Here is a 25,428-nt window from a genome sequence, read left to right as displayed (position 1 = left end):
GCCTTTTGCTGTCGGACAAACACCGACACGATCTCCCGCCACCCGCCGACAACAAGATCAGACCCCCGCCGATTTTCCATCTGCTCCCCTGCACCTATTATGGGACCAGCAAAAAGGAGCAGGCCCATGAGACAGGTATTGATCATCGACGACAACCCACAGATCCGCGAACGCATCGCCGCGCGGCTGGCCGAATCTCCGCTCATCCGGATTGCCGGGCAGGCCGGCAGCGGCAGCGAAGCCATCGATGCGGTACAGAAACTGAAACCCGATACGGTAACCCTGGACATCCGCCTGCCCGACCAAAGTGGTCTGGACCTGCTCAAGCGGTTCAAGGCCCTTTATCCGCAGATGCGGATCATCATGCTGACCAACCTCGACGATCACCGCTATCGGCAACACTGCCTTCGCCTTGGCGCCGACGATTTCCTCAGCAAGGTCACGGAGTTCGACAGGATCCTCGGTGCGGTCATCGATCACCCGGTGCTCGGCGCTTCAGCCTGCACCCCAACGAAAGGAGAGCATCATGGAAACCTTCAATAATATTCTCGTCGTCAGCCGGTCCACCCATCGTTGCATCAACGTCCTGCGCACCGGCATTGCCCTGGCCCGCAAATTCGACGCCCGACTGCATGTTCTGCATATCATCCACGATCCCTTCAACGTCAACGGATGGAACCTGCCGGTGCCGTCCCTGGATGAGGAGTACAAGGCGATGGTTGAAAAGGCACGCGCCGAACTGAACAAAATGGCCCAAGCCGAAAAAGCCGAAGGCCTGATTGTCAATGAATGGGTCCGGGACGGCAACCCAGTGGATGCCATCCGGCAGGCGGTCGAAAGCGAAAACGTGGACCTAATTCTCATGCTGGCCCATGAGGAGGGGCGTCTGGAACACTTCCTGTTCGGCAAAACCAACGATGCCATCATCCGCCACCTGCCGGCCACCTTGATGCTTGTCAAATAAGGAGGCGAATCATGGTTCAAGCAGAAAAACGGCACGGACTCGGTTGGGGGCAAAGCGTTACCGTACTAACAGCCGGAATCATACTGGCTGCGGGTCTGTTGAGCATGCCCACCCCCATCTTCGCCGCCCGGGCCGAGGATGCCGTCACGTTGCGCATTGATACCGAAGCGTCCTACAGGCCGGCAGGGGCCGATACCACCGCTCTGGACCGGAACCTGACCGTCTTCCGGGCCAGGCGACAGGCAGCCGATCAGGCAGCCGACGAATTCGCCCGGCGGCGACTGATCCAGTTTGTCGACCGGGACAAGGATGAGCTGGTGCTGCTGGTGGCCGACCGGTTGACCGCGACAGTGGATGAGTCCCGCGGCCGGTCCGCCAGCGGGGCCCCCGCCCGTACCATCCAGTTGCATGCGCTGGTGCGGCTTTCCGATTTTATCGAGGCCGAACTGACCAGCCTGCGCCTTAAAAAAGAGGAGGCCCATGAGGATTACCGCAGCGAAATGGAGCCCAACGTTTCCCCGGCCCTGACTCCCGGACATCTTCTGGCCCGGGCATACCGGCTGGTCGACAAAAACGAACCGCGCATGGCGATCATCTACCTGGACAACCTGATTCACCACTACCCGGGGTGGCGGGAATTATACGAAACCAAGGCAATGGCCCTGCGCCTGCAGGACCGGCCCGAACAAATGGAAATGGCACTGCACCAAGCCTGCACCCTGGGCAGTCCCACGGCTTGCACCAGACTGGAACAGCGCCAAGCAGTAAAGGAGGAATAACCTATGGATGAAAGTCAGATAACGACAAAAGCGGCCCAGCCACTTTCCACCGATGAATTGATGCAACGCCTGGATGCCAACTGGCAGGGGCTTTCCAATGCCGACGCCGCCAAGCGCCTGGATCGGTTCGGGGCCAATGAAATCACGGAAAAAACCATCAGCCCATTCCTTAAATTCCTGGGCTACCTGTGGGGACCGATTCCCTGGATGATCGAAGCGGCGGCGATCCTCTCCCTCATCGTCCACCATTGGGTCGATCTGGGCATTATCGTCACCCTGCTGCTGTTCAATGCCGGTGTGGGATTCTGGCAGGAATACCAGGCCGGCAATGCCGTGGCGGCCCTGAAAAACAAGCTGGCCCTCAAATGCCGGGTCCTGCGCGAAGGGGTCTGGAAGCCCATGCCGGCCCGCGAACTGGTTCCCGGGGACGTCATTCGCTTAAGGGCCGGAGACATCATTCCCGCCGACGCCAAACTGATCGACGGAGACTACCTGAGCGTGGACCAGTCGGCCCTCACCGGCGAATCCCTGCCTGCCGGAAAAGAAAAAGGCGACGTGGTCTACTCGGGATCCATCGCCAGGCAGGGAGAAATGCTCGCCCTGGTCACCACTACCGGCGGGCAGACCTATTTCGGGCAGACCGCCAAGCTGGTGGCTGGCGCCGGCAAGGTGTCACACTTCCAGAAAGCCGTCCTGCAGATCGGCGATCACCTGATCTATCTCAGTCTTGGCCTGGTCGCAGTACTGATCATCGTGCAGCTGTTCCGCGGCGCCGGTTTCACGGAACTGCTCCAGTTCGCCCTGATTCTCACCGTGGCCTCCATTCCGGTGGCCATGCCGGCCGTGCTCTCGGTCACCATGGCCGTGGGCGCGGTGGCGCTGTCCAAAATGAAGGCCATCGTCTCGCGCCTGGCGTCGGTGGAGGAGATGGCCGGGATGGATATTCTCTGCTCGGACAAGACCGGCACCCTCACCCAGAACCGCCTCACCTTGGGAAAACCGCAGACGTTCGGTGCGGCCGACGTCGGTGAGCTGATCCTGACCGCGGCCCTGGCCTCCAAGGCGGAAAACAACGACAGCATCGATTCGGCCGTCATTGGCGCCCTGGAGGACCCCGCTGCGCTGGACGATTACCGCGCCCTCGGCTTCGTGCCTTTCGATCCGGTGGGCAAACGCACCGAAGCGACGATTCGCGCCGCGGACGGCCGGCATTTCAAAGTGACCAAGGGCGCCCCGCAGGTGATCATGGATCTGGCCGGTCTCGATCCGCAGACACGCAGCAAAGCCGAAACCATCGTCGCCACCATGGCCCGCAAGGGCCTGCGCACCCTGGGGGTGGCCCGCACCCAGGGAGAAGACGATGCCTGGCAGTTCATGGGCATCCTGCCGCTTTTCGATCCGCCACGGAAGGACTCGGCGGAAACCATCGCCCAGGCCCGAACGCACGGCATCAAGGTCAAGATGGTCACCGGAGACAACATCGCCATCGCCCGGGAGATCGCCGGCAACCTCGGGATGGGAAAAAATATCCAGGACGCCGACCGACTGCTTGCTGAAACGCGGTCATCGGATGACGACCTGGCAGCCCGCACGGAAGCGGCCGACGGTTTCGCCCAGGTTTTTCCCGAACACAAGTATCGCATCGTCAAGGCGCTCCAGGACAAGGGTCATATCGTCGGCATGACCGGCGACGGGGTCAACGACGCCCCGGCCCTCAAGCAGGCCGATGTGGGCATCGCCGTCAGCGGGGCCACCGACGCGGCCCGGGCGGCGGCCGACCTGGTCCTCACCGCGCCGGGCCTTTCGGTACTGGTTCGCGCCGTGGAGGAAGCGCGCCGCATTTTCGAACGCATGAACAGCTATGCAGTCTACCGCATCACGGAAACCATCCGCATCATGATCTTCGTGGTCCTGGCGATGGTCGTTTTCAACTTCTACCCGATCACGGCAATCATGATCATCCTGCTGGCCTTTCTCAACGATGTCCCGATCATGACCATTGCTTACGATAACACCGGGCTGGAACCCGGACCGGTGCGTTGGGACATGCACCGCATCATTGCCGTCTCCACGGTCATGGGTCTGACCGGCGTGGCCGGCAGTTTCCTGATGCTCTACATCGCCCTGGATCTTCTGCACCTGACCATTCCCCAGGTTCAGACCTACATCTTCCTGAAGATGGCCGTCTCCGGTCATCTGACGCTCTTCGTGGCCCGCAGCAAGGGGTTTTTCCTCAAAAAACCCTACCCGGCACCGGTGATGATCTGGTCGGCACTGGCCACCAAAGTGATCGGCACCTTGCTGGCCGCTTACGGATTCGGACTGATCACACCGATCCACTGGAGAGAAATCGCGCTGATCTGGGGCTATTCCATTGTCTGGGCGTTCTTTACCGACTGGGCCAAAACCCTGGTTTACCGGCACTTCAACATGCAGGGCCGGCGCCATGAGCATTTTCTGGGAACGCTGCATGGCCCATTGACGCCCCATTCGACGCACGGCGGCGTTCAGCCATAGGGAATTTTTCCAACCGGTTTATACCCATCCGCGTCCCGCAGGTGTTGACGGCGGGAGGCGGCGTCTTGACCGCAGGCATCGGAGATCGTCATGAAGCCCAAAATATATCCCAAAGTGACAGGTCGTCATGCCGGACTTGATAAGCCTGCCCCGGACATGATCCGGGGGCATCCAGAACAGATGCCTCCTTGCTCCCATGCTCCGCGTGGGATCACCAGCCAAACATCCCCATCTCTCCCACGTTCTGCGTGCCGCGCAAGTCGCGCCTCTCGCTCCCATGCTCTGCATGGGAGCGTAAATTGTTCTTCTCCTGATCGGTTGGCGTTCCCAGGTGCTGTGGGTCAGGTGCTGTGGGGTCGCACCAAATTAACCAATTGACATAAAAGAGAAAAGCTTTAATAGATGGTCTCTATAATACCCTTAAACTTACATTTCGCATGGCGGGCGAATAATTTTTCAATTTTCTTATGTTTTTGTTTTTAAAATCAATCAAGTAGCTTTAAATTGCCACCAGCCATCTTGAAGATAATTGTAGATCGCCTCGGGTATCTCCAACAACCGGTTGATAAGTTTGTGCATGTCACCGATTCCCTTCACAACTGATTGTATACATACGCCATTTCGGATTATCTGCGAGAAGTGGACATTACGATAGAAATAACGGATGTTATTCCAAGTCGGCTTTTTTGTATTCATCCCTTGGGGTAATATGGGCAGCTTGTCTATCTCCTCGGCTGTCATATTCATCCGTATCTTTCGTTCGATAAGGGACACAATCATCAAGGCTATAAAATATAAAAAGAGCATGGCTTCAATACGGTGCTCCTTTTTAATAAAAACAGGCGCTACTTCCAGTATCGATTTTTTGGTATACATCCGTTTTTCAAGGAACGGCTGGTTTTTATACTTTCCTAATACCTCACTGGCTTCAAGCTGCGTATTGGTAATCAAGGGGAAAATGCCATCGATTCGAGATGCTTCAATCAGACCTTGTTCAATCAACTTCCATTCAATGCGATGGGTAAATTCCCATTTGTTTTTGTAAACGCTTTTCAACGACGGTCTGCCGGGAGATACTTTCACCTTGATCTGTCTGCGGTCGGTTACTATCCGGACATCTATAAACTCTTTAACATCCTTGACAATCTTATCGATAGCGGCCTTGATTTCCTTTTTGGTTTTCAAATGATACGCATTGAGTTTCGGTGACAGGCTTTCTAACTGCTCAATGGCCTTATCGATCTTTTTCTGTCTTCTGGCTTCGTCCTCTTTTTGTTTGGTACTGCTGTGAACAAAAATAACCCGAAAGCCTTCCTTGGTCCGCTCGGCCTCATAGGTCCGGTAAACGGTAAACACACCTTTTTTTCGTGAGTTTTCTACGCTAAAGGCGTCTTCCCAAGGTACTTCATTTTTTTTCAGATATTTGATGAACTGGATGTATTCCTTGTGATTCTTCGGAACAATGGTGATAAACAACCCTCCTTCATCAGCGATGTGCGTTAGATTCTTTTCGGTTTTCAACTTGCAGTCGGCGATATAAATGAAATCCTCTTTTCCCAACAATGTGCGCAGGCCGTTCCAGTTGGGAATATGGGTCACATCATCGGTCGTATTCCCGTCAAATAGCTGATAACTGAGTGGAACATGTCCGTCCGCCGTGATATTCAAACCAAATACAACTTGTTTGCAATCGGGTCGAAAATCCTTGTTGTGCCCGTGCTTAAGCTTGACCGCTTGCGGATCGGGAGTTTCGTATTTGCCGATGAAAGTCACGGATGTGCTATCATTATGTATTTCCTCCGTAAGTAACTGGTGTACCGATATGGCATTGCAAGAAGCCTCGGTCATCAGCGTATGGCGGTCTGCATGAAATAATGCTGATAGTGCCCTGGCAAGACGATCATCGTTAAAAAAACTTGGCTCGACCGGTTCTGTTACAAGTCCATCTGTATATTGGCACAACCATTCTTGAACCTTGTATAGTGGTTTGTTGTCACATATGATGTTGGCAATTAAGATACACAAGCTTTGCGCATGCTCCGCAAGACTTCCCTCGGATGCCGGAACATACTTGGAAAAAAGGTTGAAAAGGTCAAGCTGATCCATGAAATACTTGACCATTGGCAATACATCAACTTGCTTGAATCGAGTTTCAAATTGCTCCATAACGCCTCCGTAGTCTCAGTTATGAGGCGCTTGGATATAGATGAAGGAATCATTTTGCCAGCCTCATACATCGTATGCATAACAGATGCGGCTGGATTTGTCCAGTGCTTATTTAATCCATATTTCCAATATGTTATAGACTTTCCCAGCTTTGAGCAATAAAAGCAATAAACTTGATAATTACCGTTTCACTCGTGCGAAATGTAAGTCGGCCATTTTTGGGGGGCAAAACAACCATTTTAAGGGAGCAGGAGCGATGGCACGCGCTTATCGACATTTTCTACCAGGATATATCTGGCATATGGCGTAACACAAAGAATAATACGGAGAGGATGTTCTTCCTAAAACAGATAAATTTGAAAATTGGAAATGCCTTGGTGCAACATTTTTCATTGGGTTTGCCAGTAATAAGCTTAAAGCTGTGTTTTTGGGGCTAAAACATTCCATCTAAGCGACAATAAGAGGAGTAGAAATCGATCTTTTTCGTTTAAATACAGCGATATAATTTGGTGCGACCCCGAGGATCCGCCGAGGATCCGCTCCTAACATCGGCTTTCAGATCGGACTCGGTTCCCTCGCCGCTGAAGCCGGGCGTTCTACAATGAAGTGAGTATCGATTTTGATGGGGAGAAGTACTATTTGGTCCAGTTAACTATTTTTAATTTCGGTACTCGAATAAATTCTTTTTCGTTGTTGGTGACCAGAGTGCAGTCAATTGAAATCGCATGGGCGGCGATAAGCATATCAAGTGCACCAATAGGTGTCCCTTGCTTTTCCAAATGGACTCTTAGATCGCCATAATATTGAGACGCTTCATCGTCATAGGGCAAAATTTCTAATGGCGCGACAAACTGTGTTAAAGCCAATCTGTTTTGTTCGGGCTTAGAACTTCTTGAGACACCATATATTAGTTCACTCAGGGTAATCGACGAGATACCTATTTGCGAAATTTCAGTTCGTTTGAAACGGTCTATAACATTGGGAGGCTTTCTTTTGATTATATAAATACAGATGTTTGTATCGAGCATGAATTTCATTAGAATTCTTCTCGAGAATCTTGGTCAGGTTGATTTCTGCTATCCATAAAATCATCTGTAAATTGATCAATACTATTGATGAGTGATGACCAAGGGTCGTCTTTTGGGATAAGGACAACCATCTTGCCGAGTTTTCTGATAAAAACATCATTGCCAGAAAATCTGAGGTTTTTCGGTAACCTTACCGCTTGGCTTCGACCATTAAAAAAGAGTTTCGCAGTTTGCATGGCGTACCTCCAAATATGTTTGGTATATATCTCTGTATATATCATTGGGTGGGAACTGTCAACATACCGGATAGACTGAAATTATAGTAGAACCTGTTTTTGCACAGGACGCCAAACTACCGGCGCCTGTGAAAAATTAGTTCGCAAGAAACAAAGAAGGATAATAGTGAGGCGGACTCTATAATTGATGGAAACGGGTCCATAATGGGTGCAATCCCATTTAGGGGCAAGCTTCAAATGTTCCTCGATTCAGTTGTAGCAAGTGTTCCAGCATATTATCCCAACGCCCGCAAAGTAATGTGCTCCTGAGAAAAAGCATGACCTCAGCGGTCTCACGCTTCCAAAAAATACCCGGCGCTTTCAACCGAAGATTGATCACGCGACGTATCGCGCTTTCAACACAACCGCTGCCGGTCGGCAGATTTAATAACCGAAAGGCCGCATACTGCATGCGGCGGAGATTTTTCACAAAGTAATTGTTGAACTTGTTCAATGCTTTCTTTAGCTTCGACGGATACGTGATGTACTGACGAATCTGATTTCGGATTTCCATCAAATTTCCTTGCCATAACAGGTCCTTCCAATTCTTGAGAATCGCCGTTCGCTCTTTGGCTTCAAGGGTTTTGGGAAGATGATCCGCGACAATATGCAAATTCTGTTTGGCATGGGTATAGTCGATCACTTGGAAACACGTCTTGGCTTCAAGCTTTTCTGCCAGTGAGGAAAATCGTTTCCAATATCTGCGATCGCCATCCGCGCAGAAAATTACTCCGTCGGCCTGGTCAACGCCGATTTGACGAAGATAATCTTCCAATAATTCAAACGCACCGTTGATGTCGGCCATCGTGGCATCGTAAAGCGGGGCAATTTCCTTGATCGGATTTGCCTGGGCGTCGAGCCATTGAATAACGATTTGTGTCGGCTCCCGCCAGTCGGAATAATATCCTCTCCGTTTTTGATGGGAAGCCAACCGCCCCTTTTTGGTCCGGCGTTCACGAAGGCGGCCACCATCAATGCACACGAACAAAACGCGGCCGGTTACATGGTCATTTTCCGATAATGTTATCCGATGCCGATTCTCCATGGAGCGATTGCCCATGTGCATACACAACCGCCGGATCGTTTTAATATCCATGTCGATGCCAACAGAAGACAAGGTCCGATTGGCAATCTCAAATGACGGACACAATAAGCTTGCCTGAACAGACGCCGATGCCAAAACAGCGCTGCAACGATCCATAAAACCCAGATAGGCCAACCCCAGGTGAATACCGCTTTTCGGTTTCCGTTTCTTCCTTTTACGACCACGGCGAGATTTCGGAAGCGCTTTGGCAAAATAAGGGGATTCAATCGGTAGCGATCGGCCGGATAAAAGCCGAATGCTGGTGGGTTTGAATCCCTTGAAGCGAAATCCGAGTTTTGCTGCCAGCTTTTTTACGGCTTTAAAAAAACATGGATCGGAAAACAGATTTTCAATGGAAGATACAATCAAGTCCTCAATTGTGGAGAAGAGGGCTGTGCGCAGATCGATGATCAGCCGGTTGGCATCGGAATGTGTCTGGAAATTGGAAAGGGTTTCATCAATGGTCCGTTGCAGCTTTTGAATATCGACAGTGGTCTCCATGGCTCGCCTCGCAGATAGCAGGTTCTCGAATGCCTGCCGTGCAAGTAGCGAAGCTTCAGCCTGCGGCACATAAGCGCTTTTTGAAATCGGCTGTCAACGGATAAACGTACAGGTCTTTGACCGGCACCTTCAACTTTCGATAGCGATCTTGACGGCTGCGGCCTTTGGTTTGCCCCAATTTTAGCCAGTTGGCAGCCTGATAACAGGTCCCTTCAAAGCGGGAACGATCGACGAAGGTTTCGACCAGGCACAAATCGTGACCATAGCGCGTGGACCAATCGGACCGCAACCGCCTGAGACAAGCGCCCAGAATGAAACTGGCCAAGTTGGGAATGCGAACCCAGGGTAGAATCAAAAACCGGGTGTTGTTGGTCAACAGCTTCAGATTCCCTTGGCGTGTAGCCACGTTCCATCCGATGTAACGGTCTCGTGGTGTTGTTTTCCAGGCTGCCGATCCAAAAAGCAGGCAGGCCAGGGGCCTTTCGTGGCGATCATAGACCATATACTTCATATGCTCGCCAACGTGACCCCGGCACCCCAAATAATGGTAGCGATCCATTAGACAATGAAAAAGGTGATCGTTGTCTGAACGGCCACTGACCATGATGATTTCAACAGGACGAAGATCGTCCAGCACTCCCTCGATGGGGTCGCGACGATGAGGCATGTCAGGTATCTGCCGGGAATGATTTCCCGGTCGCAACGGTGGCGGCAGCACGATGAACTGGCGTTGTTCTAGCTTACGCAACATTGAACGGCAGGCAATATCTTTGGGCTGACCTTTATCGGTGCGCCAATTCCACATTCGGCACAGTTCGATGGATAACCGACTGCGGTGCCAATCCGGATTGTCGGCCATCAGCCGACGAATCAGTTCAATATCTTCGGAAAATAATTTGCGCCCCTGAATGGTCATGCTCTCACTCATGGACGACACCTTATCGAAGATAGCGTTTTGAGTCCAGCTTTATTTTTCAAAGAGCGAGAAAATCGGTACCATTACGCCTGTTAGTAAATTTGCCCCAATTTGGGTTTACACCCGTCCATAATTCGTTGTGGACGGGGAAAAACAAAGGTGCGCTTCGCGCTTCAATTTTATGGGTTTTTTGAGGCATAGGCAGGAAGGCTTGAATAATTCAAAAAGGGTGGATAATCGTGTTCTGAGGCTCTCTCTATGAGCTCTTTTATCGCCTCCAACACCGACTCTACCGCGTCCCTCATTGTTCGAGTCCATTTTTTTCCACTTCTCCATCAATTATTTTGTTCGCTCACATTCGGACGTGATACGGTAGATTAAGAGCCAATCGGGTTCAATGTGGCAATCGCGGTGATCTTTCCATTTTCCTGAAAGCGGATGGTCCCGATAGCTTTGCTCTAATATATGTTTCGAAGCAATACTGTTCGGCACATTCATTGATAAGAGTATTGAGCAATAACTTTGGCGATATTCACATCAAATATTTCTAACAAATTATTTTTTACTGCTAATAACCAGTGAAGACCAATTTTATAAAACTGTTTTAATTTTTCTCCAAGAAGAGTTACTAACCCGCAAACATATGGTCTTTTTGCATTTGAATTGGAGCATGAAGATGAAGTTAGCAAGGTTTCGTTCTTATTATTTTCTTCAGATTCATGCTCATCTTTTTCATTTTCTCTGCTTATTATTTCCGTATCTTGTTTGAATGATAATAACAATAGATAAGCAATCATATACAAGTAGAATTGTATCTGTACGCCATGAGGAGATTGGCTCATTAAGTGAATTCCCTTGAAGGTTCTTTTTATGAAGCGAAAAAAAAGTTCCACTTGCCACCTGTAAGCGTAAAGCATTATAATTTCGTAAGTTGTCAAATCATTTCTGTTTGTGATCAAAATGTAGTTTTCGCCCATAGCCGTAAAGCTAACAATACGATAACTTGCTTTGTTTTCATCGCTATTGAATATTATATTTGAATCTGTGATGTCACTGAAAAATTTCAAGAATGTATCCGGTACGGTGGCAGTGAGACACTCTTTTACAGTGTACGTCATATTCGACTTTCCGCGAATAATAAAAAATGCATTGCTGTCGGATATCTGCTTGAACAGATTGAAAGCGATATAGCCTCGATCACAGACATATGTAATGCCTTCGCGAAGAATTTGCTTAACAAATTCTTTTTCGGAAAAGTTACCTTCCGTACTGATAAATTCGGTTGGAATCATTCGGTTGAGTTCAAAAGATAAATGCATTTTGATCGCATTAGCGGTTTTCTTGTAACAAGCCCATGCCATATTGGAAATGGCCGGAAAAAGCGAACCATCTACAATTAGCATTTTTCCAAGATGACTGATTTCCGGAATTTTATGCAAATCCAATTCTTTTACCAACTGATGGAATATATCTTTAAATATTTCTGGGGGATAACGATTAAACGCTTCATTATACATAGACTTCGATGCGACGACCAATCCTAATGCCTTAGCAGTTGGTGATGTTTTGATCTCAGTGACGATTTGTCCAACGCTTTTAATTCTGGTTATTATTCCAAAAAGCAAATTTGTGGTGAACGATGATAATGAAAGCTTGTAAGTGTCCAAATCATTATGGAGACTATTTTGATTAACCTCAATCAATGGTAGCACCGGTGATAGAATTGTTTGAAAAACATTTTTGTCGATGTGTTCGCTCATGGAGACCTCCTGATTAATTAATTGTACCCACCATGATTAAAACACAAAGCGATCTTTTTGTCCAGTGCTATTTTTTATTTTAATAACAGGATGTTATGGCAATATATATGCCGAACAGTATTGGTTTCGAAGATAGTTTTTCTATAACGGTTCTCAATTTTGAAAGGTCTTTGTTTTGTTTCTTGATCCTTTTGTAGTCCTTCTTGAATTGAGTCGTATAATGTATTTTCAACTATCCAGCTCCTGAAACAAAGCATCAACGGAATCAACTGTATGAAGATCGTCTCCCTTTTCAGATTCCTTTAGCGTTTTGGCCGTAACATCGTTGGGCAGTTTTATTTCAAATGGGATCCCATTATGCAATGTGATCTGCGACAGGTACATGGAAATAGCTTCTGACATCGAAATGTTTAGTTTTTTCAATATGATTTGAGCGTTATGCTTTACCGTCGGATCGACGCGGGTTTGAATTATTGCTGTTTTTGCCATGACCTTCTCCTGCTATGTGTTTACGATTGCATTACATTGAATATACATCAAACTGAGCAAAAATCAATATGCTTAATTTTAGTTACAATATCATTGTATTGAAGCGAACCTGTCACTAAAGTGGGACCGGGAAAAACGGTGGCACCTTGGACGATCACTATTTCATTATAACTTGGGGCATTTTGAGCGTTTGGTAAAACTTGTTCCCGGCCCCTGAACGTTCTGCCCTAAACAATACTGCGTTTTAATGATGCTTGCCATGCGTATTATATTTCTGTATTATTATAGGGCAGTTAAACTTATATTTAGGAGGACAGCATGTCGACATTTACAAGAATTACCTTTAACACTTGGTTTTGGAACCCAAATTTATGAATTACAGTATGATGGCTTGGTGCGACCCCATTTTGATAATGTTTGGTACAGATTTTTCGTAAAAATTCTGATACTGTCTGTTTTCGGATCATATCTCTGGTCTGCCCTGAATTTTGCGGAACAAATTCAATTCAAAATCTAAGTGCAACGATCTCAAAGCTCAACCATAAAACAAGGGTAGAGCTTGAGCAAATCCATACCGCGACGACCGATAACGCAGCCCAAAAACATTATCTTGAATGCTATATAACTGCTAAAAAGCTGCTTCACATCACTCACTATGGCGGTAAGGTATGTCGATTAGAATTGCAGTTAAACAGGGACAATGCATCGAATGTATTGCCTACGAGCATGGGTTTACCCCTCAAACCATACTGGACCACCCTGACAACGCGAAGATTAAAAACCGTCGCCGGGAACATAACATTCTTAAGCATGGAGACGTGGTCGTTGTGCCCGACCGCCGGCAGCATGAAGAGGATGCCGCCACGGGAAAACGCCATCGCTACAGACGCAAAGGCCTGCCTGTAAAGTTTAATCTGGTGTTGGAAGAAGGTGGCGAACCTCGCGCCAATGAGCCATATGTCTTGTGGATAGACGGCGAAGTTAGTGAAGGCGAAACCGACAAGGACGGTGTCCTCAGCGAGTCGATTTCACCTGGTGCCCGAAAGGGACGATTGCTGATCGGCGAAGGGGAAAACCAGGAGGAATTCCTACTGGATTTCGGATACGTGGATCCCATCAATGAATTGAGCGGCATTCAGGGCAGGTTGAAAAACCTGGGACTATACGACGGACCGGTGGACGGGAATCCTTCGGAAGAGACAACAGCAGCCATCGTCGCCTTCCAGGCATCGGTGGGGCTGGAAAGCAACGGAAAATCGGATGACTACAAAACCATGAATGCGTTGCTTGAAGCGCATTGGAGTTGATGAATGAGCAATGGGGAGCTTCCAGCAAAAAAACCCAAGCTTGAACTGGGTGTCAATTACAAGGAACGAAAGGACAACCCGCCGCCGGGGCTGGTATGGCGCCGTCCGTTCGATATCGTGACCAAAGAGGCACCGAGTCTGGGGAATATAGCCGATGTTTACGGCATTACCTGGCAAGACCTTGCGTTGATAAACTTCGGGACGATCAATCCCGTGGAGATCAACTGGTATCTGCACAACCGTTTCGGTTGTACAAAGCACAATGGGACCAACTATATATTCAGCCGTGGCGACACGCCGGGTTATCTCCTGGTCCCGGAGAAGCCGCCGTCAGCATTTAAGGGGATGCCAACCCAGATTTCAGTGGTGCGGGGCGGTACCGTAAAGAAAAACACCCAACTCTGGTTTCATATCGTAGAGCGTAAAGCGCACGGTCCGTCCAGTGAGGTCTCAGGCAAGTGGCTCTACGTGTTCTCCGGCGGAGGCTTGGATTTCGGTCGCAAGCAGACTGTCGCAGGATCAGGTGGCGGTGCAATAACCATCCGCGGACCGATCTCACGTGAAATCCCTCCTCCTGGCGACCCGGAGGACTACTTTCCCCAGTCGGCCTTTTCACTCGATTTTCAGGGTTTATACCCTCTTTCGAACGGACCCGACCGACTTGACTACGAAATATACATCACCGGAGACACCCCCCCCAGTCAAAGCCTGTTCAAAACATTTACTGGCCGGGGTTTCGATGCAAAGGAAGAATTAAGATGTAAAATGGGGGGATACTGGTATGTGCTGTCAGACCAGAAGATCCTGTCAAAGGCGACGTCGGCGCCTCGCCACACACGGACGAATCACGCGCTTAGAAATCAGACACACATCCCACTCAACCTGATCGAAAAAGGGAAAGCACGACGGTACTATTTCCTGTTGAGTTCAATTCAACTTGGCCCGAAGGCAATCGAGCATGCCATGAACAATCCTGACGGCCTGACACCTCTACTCAAGCCCCACTACAATAGAGAGCAGTGGGACCCGGAAAATCCATCAAAGAATAAGGTGTCGGACTTCGTCGGCCCTGAGCCTAGTGATTATAAAAGCAAACTGCAGACGATAGCCGTAATCGATCCATATGCCTGGGCCGAGGATGTCGTGCAGAATGATATGGCCGATAAGGTGGATGTTTACCAAAAGTGGCTCAAGTCCACAAAGAACGTGGTGATCGACGCTCTGAAAGTAGATACCAAATGGACCCAGGATCAGTATTATCTTGCCAACCTGTTGCGGACGGTACGCGATGATCATCCCAAGCCGGACACTATCGACGATGAAATCCGGGACGTCTCCGGTTGGACCCAAAAGCTCGAGCAATGGAATAACCGCTTGGTGAAACACGGTGCCGAGTATACGGCCGATGCCCATCGCAGCATGCATCGGCTGATCAAGTGGATCGATGGTCCAGGGCATGCTATCATCGATAAGACCGTTCTTGAGGACATGGTCGAGGACGGATGGCAGGATGCCATCGATGTCGCGATTGCGGTTCTGCACTGGGCTATCGTGACAGAGGCGCTGATCCCGCTGAAGCCGGGTATCGAATCCCTGCAAAAAATACTGGGCGATGGTGCTCGTGTGCCCCATCAGTGCTTTTTCAAATATTTCGACGCCGGCCAGAAGCCGAAGAACAAAAGCCTGCACACCGGATTGAAAATTAGTTACATCGCAGCGCTGAAGTTGTTGGGGCTTCGTGATTTCGTCGGCACTGGCACCAACCGCTCGCGGTCGCAACTGGCCGCCGATATCAAAAGGCGGCGCGACGAAATTATCAAGAACCTGAACAAGATGGAGATTGTGCCATGCAAGATCAAGCCGGTTCAGGTTCACGGGCTCTCCTCGGGCGCGAAAGGCCTGGCTGGGGTCGCACTGTTGGGGTTCCTCGATGTCGGCGATAAGCTGACCACCTACATCGTCGATAAAAATATAGATATTCCCAAAAAGTTCGGACTGGGCTGGTTGCGCAAGTTGGAGGAGATATCGGATCTGCGTTTCCCCAAGACAGCCAATGCGATCAGCCAGAGCTTCTCCTGGGGACTGAAAGGGGCAGCGGGTATCCTGGCGTACTTGAATCTGATGTCAACGATCAACACGGCCCGTTTTGACTTCCAGCACGACCCCCATATTACGGACTGGGGGTCCAGCATTTCGGCGATGATCATCGCGGTCCAGGACGTTGTTTCGGGAGTTGCCGGACTGCTGGGCGGCGCCGCGATTTTTCCGGAAGTCACCACCACGACCTCGACCGTCGGCTGGACGGTCACTGAGGTGTCAGGTGCGTTCGCAACTGGCTGGGCCTTTGCAAACGTTTTTGCCATAATGGTTCTGGGCGCCGCGACGGCCTGGGCCATGTGGAAGAAGGCTTGGGATGCCTACGATAATGGGGACAGCACTGCCATGGCATTCTATTTTGTTGCAGCCAGCGGCGGTGTCTCTATATTTATCGGCGGCCTGTTGCTGGGCCTTGGCTTAATGAAAGTCGGTGGCCTCGCGACCGCTACCATTTATGGCGCCCCCGTAGGTCTGGTCCTTTTCGTTGCTGGTGGCGTCATTGCAGCCATCGGTGCAATTCTTGGCTGGATTTTTTCGACCGATGATGCGTTTGCTATTTTTGCCCGCCGCTGCTTCCTCGGTGAAAACAGTGGCGATTCCTGGAACTCTCCCGATTCATGGAGCGGAATTTCCAGCATTCCACCACCGTGGTCGGTCGATAAGCAGATTTCCGCCTTGTACAACCTTCTGAGTCGGTTCGTGTTAACGACAAAGCCGCTAAGCACTTTTGACAATGACGTCATCTACCGGGGCAAGATCGAATACACCATAAAGCCAGGCATACTACCGCCCGGCAGCAGGTTAGAGGTGGCCCTGCACTACGGTGAGAAAGGCCCTTCCGATAGTGTGGTTTTCCTGGCAGGCGAAACGCATCCGAAAGAGTATAAGGCCGGGGGTAGATTGATTTTAACCGGACGCAATTCAGTCCAAGCCGCCTACCAATGGAAAAATGGGAATATAGCTCAAATCAACTTGAAGGCGGATGTTCGTTACGATAGCAATTTGGGAGGCCTTGGAACGACCGTCTCCGTTCTGCCGAAAGGCTTCAAGAACAAGGTCACGGCCAAAAAGGGGATTATGAAAGAAGGCTTATTATGGGGAGAGAACATAGATGACGCCTCAGTTGTCAGTGATGGTTTTTATCGGGCACAGTGAGTACTCGGCCTGGTGAACATGTTACAGACGGCCCATCGCATATGTTCGGGAATCTATTTCTGGATGGACCTCATTTCATATATCCATTGAGCAGCCCCCAGGCCGTTTGCTTGCCACTATAGTAATGGATGTGGTGGGGGCACTATTGTTGGTGAACGCCGATCAAGGTTGGAGAAGAAATGAGCGATAATAATATCGTCGTATGGGTCTGCGGTTTGGGCGGGGCTCTGGCAATCGCGTCGTTAGCTGTATGGTTACAACACAAAAGAGAGCGCGATCGCTTAAAACAAGTCGTGAGTCAATTACAGCCCATCCTGGGGACCGGCGCGAGTTCTGCCGGCGTCTACGACAAATCCCTCCCGCAGTGGCACTGCGTGTGGCATGATCAGCCCATCACGTTTCACTATGGCTTTCACCATAAGGCGGAAATGGATTATCTCCACGTGTTTGCGCCGTATCAAAAACAGACTCCTTTTTTCTTGAGTCGCACCGTCCCCTTCAGAACCAAGCCGGAAAAGCTCGAGGAAGCTGTTAAACTGTCCCTATCACAAACTTCGGACGCCAGTCTGGCACAACGCCTCCGCTCCGCACTGGAAGACGAACGCTTCGGCGAAATCCGCACCGCCTCAAAAAAATTTCACAGCAGGTTTGTTGATCTGCCTACACGCGACCGCTCTTCCAAGGAACCAACGTCGGGGAAAATCGAATACCTGGAGCTAACGCTCAAAAGACCGCAAAGAGAGGACCGTCGGGATGAAAAAAACGATTGGTCAGATGAATTCATGCGTTCACACCTCGAGCTGCTCCTGCAAACAAAGCGCAGCCTCGAAGCTGGAAAAATATAGGAAAGCAATTGATTTTTCGATAATGGAGGTACAGGCTACATGTTAGGCGATTTCTGTCAAAGAATATACCCGCCTGCTTGTCTTTTCATCCGTCTTCTGCGTTGGGCTTTTCCACACATAGCCCCACTATGCGTAAAAAAGCCCGCCTTGAATACGAAGGGGGTATTGGGGACGTTCGTCGGGGGTATTGGGGACGTTCGTCGGATTTACGGTTTAAAATTTTAGATCTGTTGGAAATAACCAATACTGTTCGGCACAGTCATTGATAAGAGTATTGAGCAATAACTTTGGCGATATTCACATCAAATATTTCTAACAAATTATTTTTTACTGCTAATAACCAGTGAAGACCAATTTTATAAAACTGTTTTAATTTTTCTCCAAGAAGAGTTACTAACCCGCAAACATATGGTCTTTTTGCATTTGAATTGGAGCATGAAGATGAAGTTAGCAAGGTTTCGTTCTTATTATTTTCTTCAGATTCATGCTCATCTTTTTCATTTTCTCTGCTTATTATTTCCGTATCTTGTTTGAATGATAATAACAATAGATAAGCAATCATATACAAGTAGAATTGTATCTGTACGCCATGAGGAGATTGGCTCATTAAGTGAATTCCCTTGAAGGTTCTTTTTATGAAGCGAAAAAAAAGTTCCACTTGCCACCTGTAAGCGTAAAGCATTATAATTTCGTAAGTTGTCAAATCATTTCTGTTTGTGATCAAAATGTAGTTTTCGCCCATAGCCGTAAAGCTAACAATACGATAACTTGCTTTGTTTTCATCGCTATTGAATATTATATTTGAATCTGTGATGTCACTGAAAAATTTCAAGAATGTATCCGGTACGGTGGCAGTGAGACACTCTTTTACAGTGTACGTCATATTCGACTTTCCGCGAATAATAAAAAATGCATTGCTGTCGGATATCTGCTTGAACAGATTGAAAGCGATATAGCCTCGATCACAGACATATGTAATGCCTTCGCGAAGAATTTGCTTAACAAATTCTTTTTCGGAAAAGTTACCTTCCGTACTGATAAATTCGGTTGGAATCATTCGGTTGAGTTCAAAAGATAAATGCATTTTGATCGCATTAGCGGTTTTCTTGTAACAAGCCCATGCCATATTGGAAATGGCCGGAAAAAGCGAACCATCTACAATTAGCATTTTTCCAAGATGACTGATTTCCGGAATTTTATGCAAATCCAATTCTTTTACCAACTGATGGAATATATCTTTAAATATTTCTGGGGGATAACGATTAAACGCTTCATTATACATAGACTTCGATGCGACGACCAATCCTAATGCCTTAGCAGTTGGTGATGTTTTGATCTCAGTGACGATTTGTCCAACGCTTTTAATTCTGGTTATTATTCCAAAAAGCAAATTTGTGGTGAACGATGATAATGAAAGCTTGTAAGTGTCCAAATCATTATGGAGACTATTTTGAGTAACCTCAATCAATGGTAGCACCGGTGATAGAATTGTTTGAAAAACATTTTTGTCGATGTGTTCGCTCATGGAGACCTCCTGGTTAATTAATTGTACCCACCATGATTAAAACACAAAGCGATCTTTTTGTCCAGCGCTATTTTTTATTTTAATAACAAGATGTTACGGCAATATGTATGCCGAACGGTATTGGGAAATAACAGGGTCGCATCTTAATTATTAAGTTTTCGGCTCTCCAGATATGTCTGCATATATTTAATATTTAAGATGCGACCCTTATATGGCCTTTTTTTAATAGCTTGCTTTTTTAAGCCTGTTGGTGATACAAGCAAAAGTATCATAGGAGGTACAATATGGGCAAGCTACCAAATATTATTCCAGTAAGCGATTTAAGGCAAGATGCTGCAAAGCTTCTGAAACAATTGCAAAAAAGCAAGGACCCTTTAATAATAACACAAAGAGGTAGAGCATCAGCGGTAATTATCGGAGTTGATGCCTATGAGGAGTCTGAACACGAGAAAGAGCTATTGCGCCTTTTGGTTAGAGGAGACAGGGAGATCGAAACTGGTCAGGGGTATGATCTTGATACAGTTCTTGCCGAAGCTGATGCCCTTTTGTCTAAGGAGCCCTAGTGAAGGTTAAATTTACACCTTCTGCAAAAACTCAATTCCTTTCTGCGCTATCATATATTCGAAAGGATAAGCCTTCGGCGGCTCTAAATTTTCGTAATCAAGCTGAAAAAGTCTTGCGTCGGCTTGAGGATTTTCCTGAATCCGGAAGAATCATACCTGAATTTCCAGAACTCCCCTACCGAGAAGTGATCATATCGCCGTACCGTTTTTTTTATAAAGCCAAAGATGATGTTGCTTGGATAGTTGCGGTGTGGCATGGAGCGCAGCTTCCCAAAAAACCAACAACCTGACGCCAACCATTTGTTTCACACTCGACCGGGAACCCGGGACGGCATTTTTTCATGGGGCCTTCAGCTTTCAACATTTCTTGAAAGCAAATTCGCATTGGGTTCCCGGCGGGTGAACAATGCGTGAGGGATGGGGATAACAGGCATGAAATCATGCGTTTAAAGCGCCTGAGCGGCCGGACTGGAGCGCACTGAGGAGCATGAAATCCCCCTCCGCCATTAACGCCCCCGTTCGGCGCCATAACATCTCGCCCGCTACCGTCTCTGATATCCCGGGAAGCGGGGAGAAATTAGTGTGTTTGCCCAAACACCAAAAAAAGCGGATTTGGCCCCCGTAACCCACCAACGAGAAAAGCGCTTCCGGCGAAAGCCACCATCAACCTTTTGGTGTGGTGGTGCTGACTCCCGATTCCGCCAGAGTGGATGTCAATCACTTGGCTATCGATTGACATCCGTCAATGGATAGACACCATAAACCCATCGTATAGCACTTGCCCGGGCATGTCGGAACGCCGCTTGCCAACGAACTCCATACCCGCCCCTTGTCGCCACACGACTGAACCATCTGGATTTGTTTAGTAACCGGTCTCAACGGCCGACCTTGCCCCGAACCACCGATTGATGGCCCAAATATTGCTGTAAATCATCCAGACTGGCAAAACCGAACCGTATGGCAAATGATTCGGGGACGGATCGTCGTGCCCCTTTGAGTGCAATTGGACATGCTTTCGCATCACAAGCGAAATAACGCGTTAAAGCAAACGATTCTTCGGGATATCTACGTCGACAATTTAAAAATTGCCGGCAAGCAATCGGAAGATGCGGATCCGGGTGGCAGGCCAAGCAATCGATACATGAAAGACTGCAATAAAATGGATTCGTACTATGGCAACTAACAGAAAATATATGATATATTTTTTTCTTCCGCTTTTATCATGAATGCGTTTATCGCCTTTTATGCGGTCCATTCCTTTTTCAGCGGAAAGTTACCGGTTCGAATGGTTTATCCTTCCGGGTCTTTATCAAATAGAATTCTGCCTAATTCCCGATGAGTGAAATAGGGATCGTCATTGCGTAAATAAGGGAGTAAAATCCTTTTTCTACGAACCAGTTCCCGGGAAATTTCGGCATAAATGACATCGGGATTATACAGGGAGCCCGTGACAATCCTATGGCCGAAAGGGTTGATGATCTCGCTGCCGCCCCAAAAACGGTAGGGACTGTCATTTACCGCGATCGGTGCCGGTTCGTCCGGATCATCGCCATTCGGGTCGGTGCCATTCGGGTCCTGGTATTCCGGTTTGTCATCTTCGGATCGCAAATCCTCGAACACCTCACAACCCACCCGGTTGGCACACAGGTTATAGACACCGAACACCCGCGAGTAGAAACGGTTGATGATGTTCCAGCTTTCAATGTTGGAGAACTCGTTGCCCATTGATCCCCTTGAGGAGTTGAACATGGTTACGAATACGTCGGCCTTCTGGGTGATTCCCAGGTAGGGCAAGGAAGGGTGCCACATGTCGTTGCAAATGAAAGGCGCGATGGTCATGCCCTTGTGTCTGAAGACAAGGATGTGTTTGCCGCCGCTATAAATCTTGCGTTCCTCGAACACACCATAGTTGGGCAAATTGAGTTTGCGATAGGCAAACATGATTTCGCCATCCACGGCCACCAAGGCTGAATTGTAAAAATTCATGGCCTTGGATTCCTCGATGAACCCCACTACCGCAGCCGTCCCCTCGGTGGCCTTGGCCAGCCGCTGAATTTCCAGGGAATCCATGCGAAGCGCCGCTTCATGGTAGCGCTCGCGGACGAAATAACCGGTCAGGGAGAGTTCGGGAAAAACCACCAGGTCGGCGCCCTGCTCCTTGGCGACGGCAATTTTATCGATGGTGTCTTCGAGATTGGCCTTGACATCCAGAAGCACTGGATCGGTCTGACAGATGCACACTTTCACGTGGTAGCTCCTTGGTTGGACGTAGAGCGCAAGCGCTTTATGGTTTCGATTGCATGGGGCAGAATTTCAAACAGATCGCCCTTGACGCCAAAGTCGGCCTTGGAAAAAATCGGCGCATGGGAATCCTTGTTGATGGCTACGATTCTCTTGGATGCGGACATACCCGCCATATGCTGGCTTGCGCCGGATATTCCGCAGGCGATATAGAGATCGGGGGCAACGACCAGGCCGGTCTGCCCCACCTGATCGGAGACGGGACGCCAGTCGGCGTCCACCGCCGAGCGGGACGCGCCCACGGCCCCGCCCAAAAGCTCGGCCAACGCCTCCAGGAGGGAGAAGTCGGGTCCTCCCATGCCTCTGCCTCCGGACACGACGACGTCCGCACGGTCCAAGGCGATTTTTTGGCCACTGGTTTCCCTTTTTATATTCTTAAACCGAGTGCGCGGCACCTTCACCGGAATGGAAACGATTTTCGCCGCACCCTCTGCCTTGCAAAGGGGAAACGAACGCGAACGAACGGCAACGAATGCGGGCAAGGCCGATAAATGCAGCCTTGCCTTGAACCTGCCTCCCAGGACGGGCCGCAACACTTCAAACCCATCGTCCCAGTATTGGATCGCAGTGCATCCCGAGGCCACCGAGCCGTTGAATTTGGCACCCAGGACCGCGGCCAACTCCCTTCCGGAAAAGGTTGCCTCGAAAAGCACAAGGCACGGTTTTTCCCGTTTAACGATCGCGCCAAGTACCCGGTCGTGGACGTCGACCAGATAATCGTTCAAGGCTTGATCTTCGACCAGATCAATGCGGTCCGCCCCAAAGCCGGCCAATTCCCCGCATTGGGGAGTCGTTCCCAACACCGCCACCGTAAGTTCTCCTCCGGTTGCGTTCGCCAGGGTGCGCCCAAGGCTTGTCAAATGGAATGTCTCACGTTTGAAACGCCCGTCTTGATGGCGCGCCACAACCAATACATTTTTCGTGTACCCACGACATTTCTGGTATTCCCAATGCTCGTCGTGCGGCTTTCCAACGTAGGCGTTCACAGCCAAGCTATTTTTCATGATTTTCTCAACCTTGGTCCGATAGTAAATACCTGGCCAGAGCCTCGGCTTTTTCACGAGGGCTGTCGCCCCTGGCCATGGTCAAGTCTCTTTGGGACTCGACTGGCTCCAAGGCAATCAGCCTGGAAGGCTGATCGCAAAAAAGATGCTGCGCGTCCGGAGCGATATCGCGGAGCCGCCACGTTTCCACGCCCTGCCGTGTGGCCCTGCGCAATCCGGGCATGGTGGCGTAGCGGGGACGATTCAGCCCCCGCGTCGCCAAAAGCAGTGCCGGAAGCGGAGCTTCCACTTCCATGCGCCCTCCCCCGACAAGCCTTTTGCAGCGCACTCGGTTGCCGCTTATTTCCTGCCCGACGACCATGGAGAAAAACGGCAGGTTTAATTTTTCAGCCAAGGCCGGCCCCACGACGCCGGCATCGTCGTCCACGGCTTTCTGGCCGGCTATAATCAGGTCGAAGCGCATGGTTTTCAATGCTGCCGCAAAGATACGGGATAGAAGCAGACCGTCCCGGTAGCGTGATGTGGATTTCAATTCGTCAATAATCGCCACGGCCCGGTCCGCCCCCATGGCGATGCCGATACGCAACGCGTCAAACTCCTCAGGCCTGGAAAAGGAGAGCAGGGTTACCCGCCCTCCATGCGCCTCCTTGACCCGTAGCGCTTCCTCCACGGCCATCTCGTCATGGGGATTAATCGTCCAGGGAATGTCTGCAGGCTCGCCGGACAGGGCGGCCCCGGCCACCTCGGCCGGAGCGTTGGTGTCCGGAACCTGTTTTACCAATACAACGATTTCCATTTACTTACCATCAACTCCAGGGGAACGGGCTGTTGGATTCCGGGTGGAGGTTTCCCTTTTCATAGCGGTCAAACCGGAAGGGGACCAATAGCGACGATGCCTGCCCGAGAATTTCCTCGGCCACCAGTTTGCCCACACCGATCATTTTATAGCCGTGATTCGAATCGGCGATGAGATAACAGTTTTGCTTGAACACGTCGAAGACGGGAAAATTGTCCGGTGTGAAGGCGCCGATACCGCCGGAGGGCTCGTTTTTATACAAGCGGTACTTGTCTGCGTAGCGCTCCTGGCAGTGGGCCAGGGCCGAGGTCCACATATGGGCGAATTCCGGACCGACGACAAAGTCAGGGGAATCAATGCCGTAGGGATCCACGTTTACTTCCGCCCGGTCCACAATATATGGCATGGCGCCCCCCTGGATACCGGCAAAATGAAAATCGGGCTTATAATAAATGCCCCACATCTTGTCGGTGATCAGCGAGCCGTCTTCGCTTGAGTACAACGGCGCGTCGGTATCCACGTGAATGACTGGCGGCATCTGGCCGACGTTGTTCATCCCCACTTCTGGTTCGACCCCGAGGGTGCCTTCTTCGAGGCACCAGTAGGTCCACATTTTGATATTCTCGTGGATCTTCCCCCTTGGATTTTTGATGGAGATCCGATTGGGCAGTTCAAGCATATCCCAGAACGTCTTGGCCCAGGGTCCCGGAGCCGAGACAACGTATTCGCAAGGGATATCGCCCTTGTCCGTCTCAACGGCGGTCACGCAACCACCCTGGATTTTAAGGCCCGTCACCGCTGTACCGGTCATGATTTGCACGCCCTCGGCCTCGGCCTTCTCTGCCAAGCGGTACAGCGCCCTGGTGTTATGGGCGTAGCCGCCTTTCTTCTCATGCAAGATCGAGGTGATGTTCCTGGCGCGCCAATCGTCGAAGATGTTCTCGCGCATGTACTTCAGGCAGTCCGCCTCGCCTTCGATGAACTCGGAAGGATAGCCGATCTCTTTCTGTGTTTTGTATATTTCGGCCACGTCCTTGTGCATGGTCTCGCAGGAGATCTGCATGTATCCAACCGGGTTGTAGCCGTATTTCTCGCCGTCTTCTCCCCACACATCAACGCTATGGGCGATCAGCTCGCGCATGGCAGGCTGGTAGTAATTGTTGCGGATCACGCCGCAGGCAATGCCCGAGGCACCCGCGCCGATTCCGGATTTGTCCACAACCACGATTTTCTTTCCAGCGGTGGCCGGATTTTTTTTGATCCCCAGGGATAGGTGATAGGCCGTGCTGAGGCCGTGGATGCCGGCGCCAATGATGACGTAATCGCAACCTTTTAGTGACATGATAAAAAATCCTT

The 25,428-nt window shown here is 49.8% G+C and carries 23 protein-coding genes; 9 read left to right on the top strand and 14 right to left on the bottom strand.

The annotated features are described in order from the left end of the window. Positions 1-126: 126 nt before the first annotated feature. The 4 genes from GN112_RS23690 to GN112_RS23675 are packed head-to-tail and all read left to right on the top strand — an operon-like array spanning position 127 to position 4,260. Positions 127-543 (top strand): response regulator, encoded by a 417-nt coding sequence (locus tag GN112_RS23690; RefSeq protein ID WP_162459085.1) that lies wholly within the window; start codon positions 127-129, stop codon positions 541-543. Then, a complete protein-coding gene (locus GN112_RS23685) occupies positions 527-964 on the top strand; it encodes a universal stress protein (RefSeq protein ID WP_155312460.1) in 438 nt (145 codons plus the stop codon). The genes GN112_RS23690 and GN112_RS23685 overlap by 17 nt, the downstream gene beginning before the upstream one ends. Before the next feature lie 11 nt (positions 965-975). Further along, complete coding sequence (locus GN112_RS23680; RefSeq protein WP_155312459.1) at positions 976-1,743, top strand: hypothetical protein; 768 nt, start codon at positions 976-978, stop codon at positions 1,741-1,743. A 3-nt stretch (positions 1,744-1,746) separates the two neighbouring features. Beyond that, on the top strand, positions 1,747-4,260 hold the full coding sequence (locus tag GN112_RS23675; protein WP_155312458.1) for a plasma-membrane proton-efflux P-type ATPase: 2,514 nt from the start codon (positions 1,747-1,749) through the stop codon (positions 4,258-4,260). Between the two features lie 489 nt (positions 4,261-4,749). Here GN112_RS23675 and GN112_RS23670 read toward each other — a convergent pair whose 3' ends face one another. The 9 genes from GN112_RS23670 to GN112_RS23630 form a co-directional block, all read right to left on the bottom strand. Continuing rightward, positions 4,750-6,426, bottom strand: a complete 1,677-nt coding sequence (locus GN112_RS23670) for an IS1634 family transposase (protein ID WP_155312457.1) — start codon at positions 6,424-6,426, stop codon at positions 4,750-4,752. A gap of 635 nt (positions 6,427-7,061) precedes the next feature. Beyond that, positions 7,062-7,463 carry a type II toxin-antitoxin system tRNA(fMet)-specific endonuclease VapC gene (vapC, locus tag GN112_RS23665; RefSeq protein ID WP_155312456.1) on the bottom strand — a complete coding sequence of 134 codons (402 nt, stop codon included), beginning with the start codon at positions 7,461-7,463 and terminating at the stop codon, positions 7,062-7,064. Beyond that, entirely contained in the window at positions 7,463-7,690 is a 228-nt protein-coding gene (vapB, locus tag GN112_RS23660) for a type II toxin-antitoxin system antitoxin VapB (RefSeq protein WP_155312455.1), read from the bottom strand. The genes vapC and vapB overlap by 1 nt, the downstream gene beginning before the upstream one ends. A gap of 220 nt (positions 7,691-7,910) precedes the next feature. Beyond that, on the bottom strand, positions 7,911-9,314 hold the full coding sequence (locus tag GN112_RS23655) for a hypothetical protein (protein WP_155308406.1): 1,404 nt from the start codon (positions 9,312-9,314) through the stop codon (positions 7,911-7,913). Positions 9,315-9,369: 55 nt separating this feature from the next. After that, complete coding sequence (locus tag GN112_RS23650; RefSeq protein ID WP_155308407.1) at positions 9,370-10,242, bottom strand: Druantia anti-phage system protein DruA; 873 nt, start codon at positions 10,240-10,242, stop codon at positions 9,370-9,372. Positions 10,243-10,569: 327 nt separating this feature from the next. After that, positions 10,570-10,728, bottom strand: coding sequence for a type II toxin-antitoxin system YafQ family toxin (locus GN112_RS23645; RefSeq protein ID WP_155312454.1), 159 nt, complete (start codon positions 10,726-10,728; stop codon positions 10,570-10,572). Then, positions 10,725-11,990 carry an IS4 family transposase gene (locus GN112_RS23640; RefSeq protein WP_155308364.1) on the bottom strand — a complete coding sequence of 422 codons (1,266 nt, stop codon included), beginning with the start codon at positions 11,988-11,990 and terminating at the stop codon, positions 10,725-10,727. Before GN112_RS23640 ends, GN112_RS23645 begins: the two co-directional genes overlap by 4 nt. 79 nt (positions 11,991-12,069) lie before the next feature. Further along, a complete protein-coding gene (locus GN112_RS35400) occupies positions 12,070-12,222 on the bottom strand; it encodes a type II toxin-antitoxin system mRNA interferase toxin, RelE/StbE family (RefSeq protein WP_155312453.1) in 153 nt (50 codons plus the stop codon). Then, a complete protein-coding gene (locus GN112_RS23630; RefSeq protein WP_155312452.1) occupies positions 12,219-12,479 on the bottom strand; it encodes a type II toxin-antitoxin system RelB/DinJ family antitoxin in 261 nt (86 codons plus the stop codon). The genes GN112_RS35400 and GN112_RS23630 overlap by 4 nt, the downstream gene beginning before the upstream one ends. A gap of 668 nt (positions 12,480-13,147) precedes the next feature. Between GN112_RS23630 and GN112_RS23625 the strand changes: the two genes are divergently transcribed. The 3 genes from GN112_RS23625 to GN112_RS23615 all read left to right on the top strand — a co-directional run bounded on the left by GN112_RS23625 (position 13,148) and on the right by GN112_RS23615 (position 17,883). Then, positions 13,148-13,786, top strand: a complete 639-nt coding sequence (locus GN112_RS23625) for a peptidoglycan-binding domain-containing protein (protein WP_155312451.1) — start codon at positions 13,148-13,150, stop codon at positions 13,784-13,786. A gap of 3 nt (positions 13,787-13,789) precedes the next feature. Next, positions 13,790-17,038 carry a hypothetical protein gene (locus GN112_RS23620; protein ID WP_155312450.1) on the top strand — a complete coding sequence of 1,083 codons (3,249 nt, stop codon included), beginning with the start codon at positions 13,790-13,792 and terminating at the stop codon, positions 17,036-17,038. 179 nt (positions 17,039-17,217) lie between these two features. Continuing rightward, positions 17,218-17,883, top strand: a complete 666-nt coding sequence (locus tag GN112_RS23615; protein ID WP_155312449.1) for a hypothetical protein — start codon at positions 17,218-17,220, stop codon at positions 17,881-17,883. A 259-nt stretch (positions 17,884-18,142) separates the two neighbouring features. Here the strand turns inward: GN112_RS23615 and GN112_RS23610 are convergent, their stop codons facing one another. Then, positions 18,143-19,408: an IS4 family transposase gene (locus tag GN112_RS23610; protein WP_155309288.1), complete on the bottom strand. Its 1,266-nt coding sequence runs from the start codon at positions 19,406-19,408 to the stop codon at positions 18,143-18,145. Between the two features lie 284 nt (positions 19,409-19,692). Here GN112_RS23610 and GN112_RS23605 point away from each other — a divergent pair, with 284 nt between their 5' ends. Both GN112_RS23605 and GN112_RS23600 read left to right on the top strand, forming a co-directional pair. Beyond that, positions 19,693-19,971 carry a type II toxin-antitoxin system Phd/YefM family antitoxin gene (locus GN112_RS23605; RefSeq protein WP_155312448.1) on the top strand — a complete coding sequence of 93 codons (279 nt, stop codon included), beginning with the start codon at positions 19,693-19,695 and terminating at the stop codon, positions 19,969-19,971. Then, the gene (locus GN112_RS23600; RefSeq protein ID WP_155312447.1) at positions 19,971-20,261 is read left to right on the top strand and encodes a type II toxin-antitoxin system RelE/ParE family toxin; all 291 of its coding nucleotides are present in this window, start codon (positions 19,971-19,973) and stop codon (positions 20,259-20,261) included. Before GN112_RS23605 ends, GN112_RS23600 begins: the two co-directional genes overlap by 1 nt. A 1,000-nt stretch (positions 20,262-21,261) precedes the next feature. On the opposite strand, the gene GN112_RS23595 is transcribed toward GN112_RS23600, so the two are convergent. Genes GN112_RS23595 through GN112_RS23580 form a run of 4 tightly spaced genes read right to left on the bottom strand, consistent with a single transcriptional unit; the run spans position 21,262 to position 25,414 of the window. Next, complete coding sequence (locus GN112_RS23595) at positions 21,262-22,218, bottom strand: nitrilase-related carbon-nitrogen hydrolase (RefSeq protein WP_155312446.1); 957 nt, start codon at positions 22,216-22,218, stop codon at positions 21,262-21,264. After that, positions 22,215-23,276, bottom strand: a complete 1,062-nt coding sequence (locus GN112_RS23590) for an electron transfer flavoprotein subunit alpha/FixB family protein (RefSeq protein WP_155312445.1) — start codon at positions 23,274-23,276, stop codon at positions 22,215-22,217. The genes GN112_RS23595 and GN112_RS23590 overlap by 4 nt, the downstream gene beginning before the upstream one ends. A gap of 7 nt (positions 23,277-23,283) precedes the next feature. Continuing rightward, a complete protein-coding gene (locus GN112_RS23585) occupies positions 23,284-24,072 on the bottom strand; it encodes an electron transfer flavoprotein subunit beta/FixA family protein (RefSeq protein WP_155312444.1) in 789 nt (262 codons plus the stop codon). 10 nt (positions 24,073-24,082) lie between these two features. Further along, positions 24,083-25,414 (bottom strand): NAD(P)/FAD-dependent oxidoreductase, encoded by a 1,332-nt coding sequence (locus GN112_RS23580; RefSeq protein WP_155312443.1) that lies wholly within the window; start codon positions 25,412-25,414, stop codon positions 24,083-24,085. Positions 25,415-25,428: the final 14 nt, after the last annotated feature.

This window comes from Desulfosarcina ovata subsp. ovata (assembly GCF_009689005.1).
In the GTDB taxonomy this organism is placed as follows: domain Bacteria; phylum Desulfobacterota; class Desulfobacteria; order Desulfobacterales; family Desulfosarcinaceae; genus Desulfosarcina; species Desulfosarcina ovata.
The sequence above is the reverse complement of the archived record's forward strand: the minus strand, read 5'-3'. Positions and strand labels throughout refer to the sequence as shown.